Below are 13932 nucleotides of genomic sequence, written 5' to 3' on the forward strand. Positions count from 1 at the left end.
CCTTGCCACCGCGCGCGTCAGTCAGAGCACAGCCGACCACCGCGCGCGTCAGCCAGAGCACAGCTGGCGACCGCGCGCGTCAGTCAAAGAACGGTTGATGTCGGGCCACGGCATGATGAGGCCGTGACTCTCCGGTCCTCGACTTTCGTACGGCTCGGCTTCGCCGATGCCGCCGCTGCTCTCGCGACTGTCGAGCGGCTCGGGGCCGAGGAACTGATTGCCTTCTTCGGTCGGGTCGGCGACCCGGACCTGGCGTTGCGTGCGCTGGCGGATCTGGCGGAGGCGTCCACCGACGATCTCGTCGAGGAGTTGCTCAACGACGAAGGCACCGCCATGCGATTGCTGTCGGTCCTGGGCGCGTCCCGCGCCCTGGGTGAGCACCTGGTGAAGCATCCGACCCACTGGCGTGCCCTGACCGACCAACGCCTGGGATCGACCCGGCCGACGGCGGCGGCGCTGCGCGCGGACCTGCTCACCGCGGTCGGCGCTGATCCGACGTCCGAGGTGCCGGTGGCGACAGTCGCCAAGGCGGAGGATGCGCTCCGGGTGGCGTACCGCAGGATGTTGGTGCCACTGGCAGCGCGCGATCTCGCGCACTCCCTGGCGCTGGAGGACACGGCGGCGGAGATCTCCGATCTGGCCTGCGCGACCGTCGAGGCCGCGGTGGCCATCGCGCGTACCAAGGTCGACGCCGGCTCCCTGCGGTTCGCTGTGATCGCCCTGGGCAAGACCGGTGGCCACGAGCTCAATTACGTCTCCGACGTCGACGTCGTGTTCGTGCACGAGGCCGGAGCGGACCAGGATCTCGACCAGGCCGCGGACCTCGCCGGGAAGCTCGCCGCGGAGGTCATCGAGGTGTGCTCGGCACACACCTCCGAGGGCACCATCTGGCCGCTCGACGCCGCCTTGCGTCCTGAGGGCAAGGCAGGTGCCCTGTCGCGGACACTCGACGGACACGTCGGCTACTACGAACGTTGGGCCAGTGCCTGGGAGTTCCAGGCTCTCCTCAAGGCACGCCCCGCCGCTGGAGATCGCGCGCTGGGCGAGGCGTACGTCGCGGCACTCGCGCCGATGGTCTGGAAAGTCGCCGAGCGCGCTGACTTTGTCGCCGAGACCCAGGCGATGCGACGCCGGGTGGTGTCGCTGCTGCCGACCAAGGACGCGGGTCGCAACCTCAAACTCGGGGTCGGGGGGCTGCGTGATGTCGAGTTCGCGGTCCAGCTGTTGCAGCTCGTCCACGGCCGCACTGATGACCGCATTCGTTCGTCCTCGACGCTCGTTGCGCTCGAGGCACTGACGCGTGCCGGATACGTCGGCCGCGAGGACGGCGAGGAACTGCACCAGGCGTACACCTTCCTGCGGCAGATGGAGCACCGGCTCCAGCTCTTCGACCTGCGGCGTACGCACCTGGTCCCACGCGACGAGGGCTCACTGCGACGGCTGGCCCGGACGCTCGGCATGGTCCGCGATCCGGTGGAGACGTTCAACCAGCAGTGGTCCCGGGTCAGGGTCGAGGTCCGTCGCCTCCACGAGAAGCTCTTCTACCGTCCGCTGCTCAACGCCGTCGCGAGCTTGCCGGCCGACGGCCTCTCACTCACGCCGGATGCGGCTCTCGACCGACTAGAGGCGCTCGGGTTCTCCGACCCCGGTGCGGCACTGCGACACCTGCAGGCGATGACGAACGGCGTCAGCCGGTCGGCCGCCATTCAGCGCGCGCTGCTGCCGGTGATGCTCGACTGGTTCGCATCGGGCGCCAACCCCGACGCCGGTCTCTTCGGCTTCCGACGTGTCAGCGAGTCGCTGGGCAGTACGCACTGGTATCTGCGGGCGCTGCGTGACGAAGGTCTGATCGCGGAGCGTCTGGCCCGGATCCTGTCGACCTCGCCGTACACGACCACGCTCCTGGAGGCCGAGCCGGAGGGCGTACGCATGCTCGGGGGCGAGCTGCCGCCGGTGGCTGCCGACGTCCTCACCGCCGAGATGGTCGCCAGCGCCCACCGACAGGGCACCACCGATGCCGCGGTGCGCACGATCAGGGCGATCAGGCGACGCGAACTGTTCCGCGGGTCGGTTGCCGAGGTGCTCGGGCTCTCCGACATCGACACGACCGGCGAGCGGCTGAGCCGGATCACGGACGCGACGCTCGAAGCATCGCTGCGTACCGTCGCGCACGCCGTGCAGGAGGAGATGGGGGCGACCCTGGCGCCGGCACAACTGGCGATCGTGGCGATGGGTCGCTACGGCGGGTTCGAGCTCGGGTACGCCTCGGATGCGGACGTCATGTTCGTGTATCGCGCCGTGGAGCAACCGCTGATGGCGCAGCAGTACGCCGAACGGGTCTTCGGCGAACTCAGCCGTCAACTGGCGCTCCCGGGGCGCGATCCGGGACTGGGGCTCGACGCGAGCCTGCGTCCCGAGGGTCGGCAAGGACCTCTGGTCCGGTCGATGGATGCCTACGCCCGCTACTACGAGCGCGACGCCGAGGTCTGGGAACGGCAGGCACTCCTGCGAGCCGATGCGGTGGTCGGCGAAGGCGAACTGCGCGATGACTTCACCGAGATGATCGACGCGTTCCGCTATGGCCCGCCGATCACGGCCGCCGATGCCCGGGAGATCCGTCGGATCAAGGGGCGGGTGGACGCGGAACGACTGCCGCGAGGTGCCGACCGCAACCTGCACGTGAAACTCGGTCGCGGGGGGCTGGCCGACATCGAATGGACCGTGCAGTTGCTCCAACTCCAGCATGCGGATCACATCGAGGGGCTGCGTACGCCTCGCACGATGCCGGCGCTGGAGGCGGCTCGCGATGCCGGTGTGATCGATCACGCCGATGCCGAGACGTTGGCGACCGGCTGGCGCCACGTCTCCCGCGTACGCAATGCCACCACCCTGGCCCGGGGACGTGCCGCGAACAGCCTGCCGACCAACCCGATCGAGCGCCGCACGACGGCGGCGATCCTGGGCTACGGGCCGGGGGAGAGCGAGCGGATGCTGGACGACTACCTCCGGATCACCCGGCAGACCCGCGCCGTGGTGGACCGGATCTTCTGGGACTGACCAGTCCCCGCCCAAACCCGGCATCTGTCACGCCGAGACGACCGGAGTGAGGCCGAACGCCGCGCTTGCGCGTGCGTTTGCGCCGAACGAGGGAGTGCTGCGCGAAGCGCAGCAAACCCGACATCCGTCAGATCTCGTTCAGGTCGAGTCCGATCGGAGTCTTCATCGGCAGGTCGCCGGACGCCGCGATCGCCTGAGCCAACGGGCGCAGACCCTCATACAACGTGCGGAGCTCGTCGTCGTTGAGCGAGGCGTACGCCTTCTCGGCGAGCGCGTCGGTGAGTGATTCGACGTCTGCCTTGACCGCCGCTCCGCGCGGAGTCAGCCGGCCGCTCTCGATGAGTCCGCGCGACTCCAGGGCGGCGACGCACGATGCCCACTCTTCCGGTGTGAAGTCCCGGCTCCCGCGGTAGAGCTCCGGCGGCATTCCCGCCTCCAGGGCATGCAGGACGTGCGACTCACGTCCGGCGATCCCGGCGCCGACCAGCGCCGCGACGTGACCGTCGCCGCGGTGCTCGCGCAGCAACGTGCAGGCGTGCCAGAGCCGGGCGAGCGGCTGGTCCGGGATCGGGAGCGAGCGGTTGGCGGCGTACAGCGGCAGGCCCGACAACGGCGCGCTGACGGCAGCAGCGAGGGCCAGGTCGGCAACCTCGGCGGCCGTCGCGAGGGTTCCAGGAGCGGCGATTCGCTCCAGAGCGCGTACGGAGCCCTCGACCCGGGCTGCCAGGGCAGCTGCCGGCGGCGCGTACTCCCACGCGCTCGGCAACGCGCGATGCACCCGCTCACTGGTGAAGTTGAAGAACGTCGCGTCGACCAGTTCCGGTGTTGCGAGGCCGAACGGCGCGGACCGTTGCGCGAAGTACCCCATCCAGAAGCCGCGGTAACCGGCGTCCACCAGAGCTGCCAGCGGCTCGGCAGAGAAGTAGACGACGGCGTGGATCGGCTCCAGCACCTGCCAGAGCTGGCGGGCGGTCGGGCGGGTCATGCTCTGATCCTAGGAGCGGACCCGCGTGCGAGTGATCGGGGTCACGGGCGCAGACTGGCGATGTGCACCTCGTTGCGACCGTCCTGACCGCCGTGCCCGCGCCTCCCGGACTGTTCCCCGCCCGGGAACAGATGGCGCTCTCCCTGGGCTGGCACATCATCCTGTCGTGCTTCGGCGTCGCCTTCCCGGCGATGATCTTCGTGATGCACCGACGCGGGCTGCGGCGCAACGATCCGGTAGCGATCGAGCTCGCGAAGCGGTGGTCGAAGGTCTCGGCTGTCCTGTTCGCGATCGGTGCCGTGTCCGGCACCGTGCTCAGTTTCGAGATGGGTGTGTTGTGGCCGGGTCTGATGGGCCGGTTCGGCGGCGTACTCGGCCTGCCGTTCGCCTTCGAGGGGCTGTCGTTCTTCGTCGAGGCGATCTTCCTCGGCATCTACCTGTACGGCTGGGGCCGGATGAAGCCGTCGGTGCACGTGCTGATGCTGCTGCCGATGGCGGTGGCCGGGGTGATCGGCACCTTCTGCGTGCTCGCCGTCAACGCCTGGATGAACTGGCCGACCGGATTCCGGATCGTCAACGGGCAGGTCACTGATGTGAACCCGTGGCGCGCAATGTTCAACGACCGGGTGTGGTTGCAGTTCGCGCACATGTGGGTCGGTGCGTTCATGGTCGTCGGCTTCAGCGTCGCCGGGGTGTACGCCGTCGGGCTGCTGCGCGGACGGCGCGATGCCCATCATCGACTCGGCTTTGTCGTCCCGTTCGTCTTCGCGACCGTCGCTGCGCTGGTGCAGCCGGTGATCGGGCATGTCCTCGGGTTCGGGATGGACACCCACCAGCCCGCCAAACTCGCCTCCTTCGAACTCGCCGAGACGACCACCCACGGACCGTCCCCGATCCGCATCGGCGGCGTCGTCATCGACGGCAAGGTGTACGGCTCGATCGACATCCCGCGGATCGGATCGCTGGTCGCCGAGAACTCGTTCAGCAACCCAGTGCCCGGCATGGACACGGTGCCGCTGGCTGACCGGCCCAACGACGGCGAGATCAACACCAGCCACTGGGCGTTCCAGATCATGGTGGGCCTGGGCAGCGCGCTGGCGCTGGGAGTCGCCACCTTCTGGCTGGCCCGATGGCGACGGCGGGACCTGTTGCGGCACCGGTGGTTCCTGCGGGCATGCGCGTTCGCCGGGCCGGCTGCGGTCATCGCGCTCGAGGCCGGCTGGACCGCGACCGAGGTGGGTCGGCAGCCGTGGACGGTCTACGGCGTACTCAAGACGGTCGACGCGGCCAGCACCCACAGTGGTCTGTGGTGGCTCTTCGGCGTGACGGTGGTGGTCTACACGGCGATGACCGTCGGCGCCGTCACGGTGATCCGGTCGATGACCCGCCGCTGGCGCGATGGTGAGACCGACCTGCCCAGCCCGTACGGGCCGGCACTCGGCGGAGGTGACCAGCGATGACCTTGGACTTCCTCGTCTGCGCTGCCTTGTTCGTCGGCGTGGTCGCGTACGCGGTCTTCGGCGGAGCCGACTTCGGCTCGGGCTTCTTCGACCTCACTGCCGGTGGTGCGCGACGCGGCGCCGAACTGCGTACGTTGGTCGACCACAGCATCGGGCCGGTGTGGGAGGCGAACCACGTCTGGTTGATCTACGTCCTGGTGATCTGGTGGACAGGGTTCCCGGCGACCTTTGCGGCAGCCATGACGACGCTGATCGTGCCGATGTTGCTGGCGTTGCTCGGGATCGTGCTCCGGGGCGCGAGCTTCGCCTTCCGCAAATACGCCGGCACCCTGCGCCAGGCGCGGCTCTTCGGGATCATCTTTGCGCTGTCGTCCTTCCTGACTCCGTTCTTCCTCGGTGCCGTCGCAGGGGCCGTGGCGTCGGGCCGCGTGCCGGTCGATGGATACGGCGACGTGTGGACCTCGTGGTTGAACCCGACGTCGATCTTCGGCGGACTGATCGCCGTCGGCACCTGTGCCTTCCTTGCCGGCACCTTCCTCACCGCCGATGCCGAGCGCAGCGGACACCCCGGACTGGCCGACGTACTGCGTCAACGAACGCTCCTGGTCGGACTGGGCACAGGGGCAATCGTCTTTATCGCCCTCGTACCGCTGCTCGACGATGCGCCGACGCTGACCCACGGCCTGCTCGACCACGGCGCAGTGTTGATCGTCATCTCCGCTGTGGCCGGGGCGGCGACCATCTGGCTGCTGTGGCGACGCAGGTATGTCACGGCGCGAGTCACAGCCGTGACGGCCGTGCTGGCCGTCCTCGTCGGCTGGGGGATCGGTCAGTACCCGTGGCTGCTGGTCGACCAGGTCCGGATCGCCGATGCCGGCGGACCGCCCGCCACCATGGTGGGCCTCTTGATCGTGGTTGCCCTGGCGGGAGTCATCGTGCTGCCTGCGCTGATCTATCTGCTCCGCCTGACTCAGTCCGAGGCCTGGTCGCACGCCGACAAATCCGGCACTGTGGACCGCACCAGCTGAACGGGGCGAACGATGACCGACCTGATCCTTCCCGAGGGTGCCGACGACGCCGGGTTCGTGCCGCACCGCGGCGACCCGTCGGACTACACGTCGTCCGGCAAGCTCAGGAGCGAGGTGTACGACCGGGAGATCGATCATCTGCAGGAACAGTTGGTGCAGTTGCAGTACTGGATCCAGCAGCAGGGGCTGAAGGTCCTGGTGATCTTCGAGGGCCGTGGATCGGCGGGCAAGGGCGGCGTGATCAAGACGATCACCGAGCGCACCAGCCCGCGTACGGTCAAGATCCGGGCGCTGCCGAAGCCGACCGAGCGCGAGCGGACGCAGTGGTACTTCCAACGCTATGTCGCCCACTTGCCCGCCGCCGGTGAGATGGTCCTGTTCGACCGCTCCTGGTACAACCGCTCGAACGTCGAGTGGGTCATGGACTTCTGCACGCCGGAGGAGCATCAGGAGTTCCTGCGCACAACGCCCGAGTTCGAGCGGATGCTCGTACGCAGCGGGATCGTGCTGATCAAGTACTGGTTCTCGGTGTCGTACGAGGAGCAACGCAAGCGGTTCGAGGCGCGCAACGCAGAACCCTGGAAGCGGTGGAAGCTCTCCGACATGGACCTCGCCGAGCATGAGCTCTACATCCGCTACTCGATGGCGAAGGACACCACGTTCCAATACACCGACACCAAGCAGGCGCCGTGGTTCGTCGTGCCCTCGGACGACAAGAGGGCGGCCCGACTCAACTGCATCAGCCACCTGCTCAGCCAGTTCGACTACGAGGACGTCACGCCCGCCGAGGTCGTCCTGCCCACCATGCGCAAGGAGAAGTACGTACGCCCGCCGATGAGCGAGCAGACCTTCGTCCCTCAACTCTTCTGACCCCGCCGAGACCCGGCATCCGTCATGCCCAAACCCGGCATCCGTCAGACGTTGCGCCGGTACTGGCCCCCAACCTCGAAGAAGGCTTCGGTGATCTGTCCGAGTGAACAGACCCGCGCCGCCTCCATCAGGACCGCGAAGACGTTCTCGCCGCTGACCGCCGCCTCCCGCAGGCGGGCCAGTGCCGGTTCGGCCTCCGCGACGTGGGACGTACGGAAGGCCTCGACCCGTTCGAGCTGCGACCGCTTCTCATCCTCCGTCGCTCGGGCCAACTCGACCGGCCCGTGGGCATCGTCTCCACTCGGGTTGCGGAAGGTGTTGACACCGATGATCGGCAACGAACCATCGTGCTTGCGGTGCTCGTACAGCATTGACTCGTCCTGGATCCGGCCGCGCTGGTAGCCGGTCTCCATCGCGCCGAGGACGCCGCCGCGTTCGGAGATCTTGTCGAACTCCTTGAGCACCGCTTCCTCCACGAGGTCGGTGAGTTCGTCGATGATGAACGATCCCTGCAGTGGGTTCTCGTTCATCGACAGGCCCCACTCGCGGTTGATGATCAACTGGATCGCCATCGCACGGCGGACCGATTCCTCGGTTGGGGTCGTGATCGCCTCGTCGTACGCGTTGGTATGCAGCGAATTCGCGTTGTCGTACAGCGCGGTCAGAGCCTGCAGGGTCGTCCGGATGTCGTTGAACGCCATCTCCTGGGCGTGCAGCGAACGACCACTGGTCTGGACGTGGAACTTCAGTTTCTGGGACCGCTCCGAGGCGCCATACCTGTCGCGCATCGCGACCGCCCAGATCCGACGGGCCACCCGGCCCAGGACCGCGTACTCGGGATCCATGCCGGAGGAGAAGAAGAACGACAGGTTCGGTGCGAAGTCGTCGATCTTCATCCCGCGCGCGAGGTAGGCCTCGACGTACGTGAACCCGTTGGACAGTGTGAAGGCGAGCTGACTGATCGGGTTCGCCCCGGCCTCGGCGATGTGATAGCCGGAGATCGAGACGGAGTAGAAGTTCCGCACCTCGTTCGCGATGAACCACTCCTGGATGTCGGCCATCAGCCGCAGCGAGAACTCAGTCGAGAAGAGGCAGGTGTTCTGCCCCTGGTCCTCCTTGAGGATGTCGGCCTGCACTGTGCCGCGTACGCGCCGCAACGCCTCGGCCGGCTCGACACCCTGCTCCTTGGCCTGGTCGATGACGGTGTTGAGGAAGTACGCCAGGACGGTCGGCGCCGGCCCGTTGATGGTCATGCTCACCGAGGTGGTCGGTGCGATCAGATCGAAGCCGTCGTAGAGCTGCTTCATGTCGTCGAGCGTTGCGACCGACACCCCGGAGGTGCCGACCTTGCCGTAGATGTCGGGTCGTTCGGCGGGATCGCGGCCGTACAGGGTGACCGAGTCGAAGGCAGTCGACAATCGGGTCGCCTCGAGCCCGGCGGACAGCATCTTGAAGCGTCGGTTCGTACGCGCCGGGTCTCCTTCGCCGGCGAACATCCGGGCCGGGTCCTCGTTGGTGCGCTTGTAGTCGAAGACGCCAGCGGTGAAGGGGAATCGGCCGGGAAGGTTCTCGCGGCGGAAGTAGCGCACCAATTCGGCGTGCTCGGTGAACCGTGGGAGCGCGACCTTGGGGACCAGTGATCCGCTCAGCGACGTACGCGTCTGCGCAGCCTCTCTGGCGACCGTCGCCGGCCATTCGTCCAGCTGGGTCTGGACGCTCTCGGCCAGTGGTTCCGCAGCACGGATGGCCCGACGGGCACGTGAGCCCATCGCGCGTACGCGCTCGATCGCCTGGTTGTTGGCGGCTGCTTCGGCGAGTTCCTCGGTGGCGGCGTGATAGCCGCGCACGGTGGAGGAGATCTCGCTGAGGTAACGCTCACGATCGGTGGGGATCACGTGTTGGGTGTGGGTCGAACGGTGGCCCTCGATGTGGGGGAGCAGCCCCTCGGTGACGGGGAGCCCGAGACCCGCGAGGTGGTCGCGCAGGAACTGGTACAGCGCGGTCACGCCGTCGTCGTTGAAGGTGGCTGCCGAGGTGCCGAACACCGGCAACTCGTCGGGGCTCTTGCCGAACTCGCCCCGGTTGCGCGCCATCTGGCGGCCTACGTCACGCAGCGCGTCCTCCGCGCCGCGGCGCTCGAACTTGTTGATGGCAACCGCATCGGCGAAGTCGAGCATGTCGATCTTCTCCAACTGGGACGCGGCCCCGAACTCCGGTGTCATCACATAGAGCGACGCGTCGACGAAGGGGACGATCGCCGCGTCGCCCTGACCGATGCCGGGAGTCTCGATGATCACGAGATCGAATCCGGCCGCCTTGACGACCTCGATGACGTTCGTCAGGTACGCCGGTACCTCGTGGGCCCCGCGGGTCGCCAGCGAACGGAAGTACACCTGCTCGCCCAACGCGTTGGCGCGGATCCGGTCGCCCAGCAATGCGCCGCCGCCCTTGCGGCGCGACGGGTCGATGGCAATGACCGCGATCCGGAGTTTGTCGCCCTGATCGATCCGGAACCGGCGGACGAGTTCATCGGTCAGCGATGACTTGCCCGCGCCGCCGGTTCCGGTGATCCCGAGGACAGGGATGGCCGCGTGCGCCCGCAGCCGCGCACGGTCATCGTCTGTCAGACGTGCATCTTCCTCGCCCGTGACGGCGCGCGCCAGTGCTGTTCTGTCGCCGGCGAGGACCGCGTCGATATTCGCGGGCGCGACGTCCCAGAGGTCGACGTCCGCCTGTTCGACGATGCTCTGGATCATGCCGACGAGTCCGAGCCGCTGACCGTCCTCGGGGGAGAAGATGCGTACGCCTGCCTTGGCGAGCCGCTCGATCTCACTCGGAATGATGACGCCACCGCCGCCGCCGACGATCTGGATGTGGCTTGCGCCGCGCTGCTTGAGCGACTCGGCGAGGTATTCGAAGTATTCGATGTGGCCGCCCTGGTAGGACGAAACCGCGACAATGTGGACGTCCTCCTCGACCGCTGCGGTGGCGACCTCGTCGACCGAGCGGTTGTGGCCGAGGTGAATGACCTCGCAGCCCATGCTCTGGAAGATCCGACGCATGATGTTGATCGAGGCGTCGTGGCCGTCGAACAGGCTCGATGCGGTCACCACGCGAACGTGGTGCCGAGGTGCGTACGAAGTCATTTGGCCACCAATAGTTAGAAGTCCAAGTAAAACAATCGTACGCTACAACCCGACCGGGACTCGAACGTCGCCGGCTCGGAATGCGGAATGCGCTGCTACTGCGGAAGGTCGCCCGTGGCGAGCCGGTAGGTGCTGAGCAGCGCGCTCAGTTCGGCCACCTGGTCCTCGGAGAGTTGCGGCTGCTCGAAGACGGTCTCGTTCAACTGGACCGTCGCGCTGTCGACGACGCTGCGGCCCTTCTCCGTGATCGATGCACGCACGATCCGACGGTCGTCCTTGTCACGTACGCGCTCCGCGAAGCCCTGCGCCTCCAGCCGGGTGACCGCCGATGTCACGGAGGCGGCGTGCACCTGGAGCAGCGACCCGAGCCGCGTCATCGGCATCGAACCCGAGCGCGAGAAGGCCAGCAGGCGCAGGATCTCGTAGCGGGCGAAGCTCAGGTTGAACGGTCGCAGGACGGCATCGATCCGCCCCTGCAGCAACTGCTGGACCCGGACCAACTGGGTGACCATGGTCATGCCCGGTGCGGCCTCGCGCCAGCCGTGGGCCTCCCACTGGCGCTGCGCTTCCGCGATCGGGTCCACATCGGTCATGGGCGACACCTTAGACGCGGTGGTCCTCACGGAAGCCGGACGAGCATGTCTGGCGTGATATCGGCGATGGTGCGGTACCCGTTGAGTCCCATGGTGAGGTCGGCCTCGGCCAGGATGCAGCGCAGTACGTGCTCGGCTCCGGCGGCACCACCCGCCGCGACGCCCCAGCCGTACGGGCGTCCGACGGCGACCGCAGTGGCTCCGAGGGCGAGCGCCTTCACCACATCGACACCGGTGCGTACGCCCGAATCGAAGACCACCGGCATCCCCTCGGCAGCCGCGACCACGCCGGGCAGGAAGCCGAGGGCCGGTGCCGATGCGACCTGGCGCCCGCCGTGGGTCGAGCAGTAGATCCCGTCGACACCGCCGTCGCGGGCACGACGTACGTCGTCGGGGTGGCAGATGCCCTTGAGGATCAGCGGCAGGTCGGTCAGGTCCCGCAGCCACTGGAGGTCGTCCCAGGACAGGCCCGGGTTGCCGAACATCAGCGCCCACGTGAAGGTCGCGGCGTCCCGGTCCTCTTCGGGGGTCTTCGCGAGTCGGGACCGGAAGACCGGGTCGGAGAAGTAGTTCTCCAGGCAGTAGCCCCGCAGTTGCGGGAACGTCGCGTGCTGCAGGTCGCGGGGCCTCCAACCGAGGGTCCAGGTGTCGAGGGTGACCACGATCCCGGCGTACCCGGCGGCCTCGGCACGCCGGACCAGGGACTCGGCCACCTCGCGGTCATTCGGTGTGTAGAGCTGGTAGAAGCCGGGTGTCGATCCGAGTTCGGCCGCCACCGTCTCCATCGGGTCCTGCATCAGCGTCGACCCGATCATCGGGATGCCGGTCGCTGCGGCCGCACGAGCCGCCTCGAGGTCTCCGTGTCCGGATTCGTGCATCACTCCCAGGACACCGATCGGCGCCATCATCAGCGGAGTGGCGTACGTCCTGCCGAACAGCTCGATCGACAGGTCGCGCTCCGCCGCGCCGGAAAGCATCCGCGGTACGACGCCCCACCCGGCGAAGGCATCGACGTTCCCGCGCTGGGTCGCCTCGTCGCCCGAACCGCCGGCGACGTAGTCGTACAGCTCCGGGTCGAGTTTCGACTTCGCCAGTTCCTCCATGCCTGCGTACGTCAGGGGGAACGGCGGCTTCTGCCCGCTGAGGCCGGTCAGGTAGATGCCCATGTTGAAGTCACTGAAGTTCGCCACAACCGGATCTTCGCAGCACAGCTCGTGGCTCGCACCCGGTTGGGTCGGCGACTCTTCGACTCCTCGTCGATTCTGGCACCCTGTGCGTCATGTTCAACGAGCCGCCGAAAGCGATCTTCTCCGATGAGAAGGTGTGGCGACCGAGTGTCGGCAGCCGAGCCGCCCTGACGCTGACTGGCATTGTCCTTCTGGGCGCCACGATCACGCTGGCGATCACCGGCCCGATGACGACGAAGAGCTGGCTCATCTTCACGCTCGGCGACTGCGCATGGATCGTCGGGATTCCGGTAGTCCTGTTCCGCTGGCGGCTGGTCCTCAGTGCGACTGAGTTGTCGATGGTGTTCCTTCGGACTCGTCGGATTCCAGTGCGCGACATTGTTGAGGTGAAGTGTGTGGCGCGTCAGGGGTTGGTCTTCGTCACCAGAAACGGCCACGAGGAGAGTTTCGGCGCCTTCGGGAACTCGATCTGGTCGCAGAAGCGGTCCACCCCGTCGAAGGCTGATCTGGTGGCACGTGAGGTCCTGCGCGCGGCCGCCGTCGCCCGGGGCGAGGAGCCTGATCTCGACTACCGTCTACCGCCCATCACCGGCCTGAAGCGGGCTGCGATCGAAGGCGGGATCTGGGCGGCGATCGTGGGCATCTTCCTCGGTAGCTAGGTTGGCGCCGTGGTTGATCAGTTGAGGCCGAACCCGGCCTACATCGAGGCGGTCCTCGCCGACGCGGCGCTGTCGCCGTACCGGACCTGGATGGGGCTCGGCATCACCGAGCTCGAGTGCGACCGGGCGCTGGTCGTGCTGGACATCGAGGACCATCACCTGCAGCTGCGTGGCACCGTCGCCGGGGGAGTGATGGCCTCGTTGATCGACACCGCGACCTTCTGGTCGGCGTTCGTACGCGCTCCTGCTGATGCCGGGGTGGCCAATGTCGACCTGCGGGTGAACTACCTCGAAGCCGTGCCGAAGGGTGCGCGGCGGCTGATCGCCGAGGGGCGTTGCCTGCGTCCGGGCCGGCGGCTGAGCTACGCCGAGGCGTACGTTCGTGATGAGCGCGGGCACGTCGTCGCGCACGGCATGTCGAGCGTGCTGACGCTGGCCGGCAAGGGTCTGGCGATCGACCTGCCGAAGTACCTGGAGGAGAACGAATGAGCACCCCGAACCCGGCGTATCTGGACGCGGTCAGAGACCTGGTCAGACACGGCAGCTACCCGCACCTGCTGGGTATGGAGCTCACCGAACTCGAGCCCGACCGCTGCGTCGTGGGTCTGGAGGTGGCCGAACGCCACCTGCAGCCGTACGGCATCGTCCATGGGGGAGTCCTCGCATCGCTGCTCGACACCGCCACCTTCTGGGCCGCGTTCGTACGCCTGCCGCACGACACCGGACTGGTCAACGTCGACCTCAAGCTCAACTACCTGGAAGCCGTCCCGCCGAACGCCGGTCGCCTGCTCACCGAGGGTCGCTGCATCCGTCCGGGCCGGACGCTGAGCTACACCGAGGCGTACGTCCGTGACGCGGCGGGACGACTCATCGCGCACGCGACCTCCACGGTGATGGCGCTGCCCGGCAAAGGGTTGCCGATCGACCTGCCGAAGTTCCTGGACTGA

The 13932-nt window shown here is 67.6% G+C and carries 11 protein-coding genes; 7 read left to right on the forward strand and 4 right to left on the reverse strand.

All coding sequences use genetic code 11. The annotated features are described in order from the left end of the window. Nucleotides 1-123: 123 nt before the first annotated feature. Nucleotides 124-3057 (forward strand): bifunctional [glutamine synthetase] adenylyltransferase/[glutamine synthetase]-adenylyl-L-tyrosine phosphorylase, encoded by a 2934-nt coding sequence (locus KCTC_RS14390; RefSeq protein ID WP_125569894.1) that lies wholly within the window; start codon nt 124-126, stop codon nt 3055-3057. A gap of 127 nt (nt 3058-3184) precedes the next feature. Here the strand turns inward: KCTC_RS14390 and KCTC_RS14395 are convergent, their stop codons facing one another. Then, a complete protein-coding gene (locus KCTC_RS14395; RefSeq protein WP_125569895.1) occupies nt 3185-4042 on the reverse strand; it encodes an SCO6745 family protein in 858 nt (285 codons plus the stop codon). Between the two features lie 62 nt (nt 4043-4104). Here KCTC_RS14395 and KCTC_RS14400 point away from each other — a divergent pair, with 62 nt between their 5' ends. From KCTC_RS14400 to ppk2, 3 genes are read left to right on the forward strand one after another with little or no spacing between them, the layout of a single operon-like run. After that, nucleotides 4105-5502 (forward strand): cytochrome ubiquinol oxidase subunit I, encoded by a 1398-nt coding sequence (locus tag KCTC_RS14400; RefSeq protein ID WP_231998764.1) that lies wholly within the window; start codon nt 4105-4107, stop codon nt 5500-5502. Further along, on the forward strand, nt 5499-6530 hold the full coding sequence (locus tag KCTC_RS14405; protein ID WP_125569896.1) for a cytochrome d ubiquinol oxidase subunit II: 1032 nt from the start codon (nt 5499-5501) through the stop codon (nt 6528-6530). The genes KCTC_RS14400 and KCTC_RS14405 overlap by 4 nt, the downstream gene beginning before the upstream one ends. A gap of 12 nt (nt 6531-6542) precedes the next feature. After that, nucleotides 6543-7400 carry a polyphosphate kinase 2 gene (ppk2, locus tag KCTC_RS14410; RefSeq protein WP_125569897.1) on the forward strand — a complete coding sequence of 286 codons (858 nt, stop codon included), beginning with the start codon at nt 6543-6545 and terminating at the stop codon, nt 7398-7400. A gap of 44 nt (nt 7401-7444) precedes the next feature. Here the strand turns inward: ppk2 and icmF are convergent, their stop codons facing one another. From icmF to KCTC_RS14425, 3 genes are all read right to left on the reverse strand, one after another. Beyond that, nucleotides 7445-10546 (reverse strand): fused isobutyryl-CoA mutase/GTPase IcmF, encoded by a 3102-nt coding sequence (gene icmF / locus KCTC_RS14415; RefSeq protein ID WP_125569898.1) that lies wholly within the window; start codon nt 10544-10546, stop codon nt 7445-7447. Between the two features lie 95 nt (nt 10547-10641). Next, a complete protein-coding gene (locus KCTC_RS14420; protein ID WP_125569899.1) occupies nt 10642-11139 on the reverse strand; it encodes a MarR family winged helix-turn-helix transcriptional regulator in 498 nt (165 codons plus the stop codon). 26 nt (nt 11140-11165) lie between these two features. Continuing rightward, a complete protein-coding gene (locus KCTC_RS14425) occupies nt 11166-12329 on the reverse strand; it encodes an alpha-hydroxy-acid oxidizing protein (protein WP_231998765.1) in 1164 nt (387 codons plus the stop codon). 89 nt (nt 12330-12418) lie between these two features. Between KCTC_RS14425 and KCTC_RS14430 the strand changes: the two genes are divergently transcribed. From KCTC_RS14430 to KCTC_RS14440, 3 genes are read left to right on the forward strand one after another with little or no spacing between them, the layout of a single operon-like run. Continuing rightward, nucleotides 12419-12985 carry a hypothetical protein gene (locus tag KCTC_RS14430; protein ID WP_125569900.1) on the forward strand — a complete coding sequence of 189 codons (567 nt, stop codon included), beginning with the start codon at nt 12419-12421 and terminating at the stop codon, nt 12983-12985. Nucleotides 12986-12994: 9 nt separating this feature from the next. Then, on the forward strand, nt 12995-13474 hold the full coding sequence (locus KCTC_RS14435) for a PaaI family thioesterase (RefSeq protein WP_197715212.1): 480 nt from the start codon (nt 12995-12997) through the stop codon (nt 13472-13474). After that, nucleotides 13471-13932 carry a PaaI family thioesterase gene (locus KCTC_RS14440; RefSeq protein ID WP_125569901.1) on the forward strand — a complete coding sequence of 154 codons (462 nt, stop codon included), beginning with the start codon at nt 13471-13473 and terminating at the stop codon, nt 13930-13932. The genes KCTC_RS14435 and KCTC_RS14440 overlap by 4 nt, the downstream gene beginning before the upstream one ends.

This window comes from Nocardioides baekrokdamisoli (assembly GCF_003945325.1).
Classification (GTDB): domain Bacteria; phylum Actinomycetota; class Actinomycetes; order Propionibacteriales; family Nocardioidaceae; genus Nocardioides; species Nocardioides baekrokdamisoli.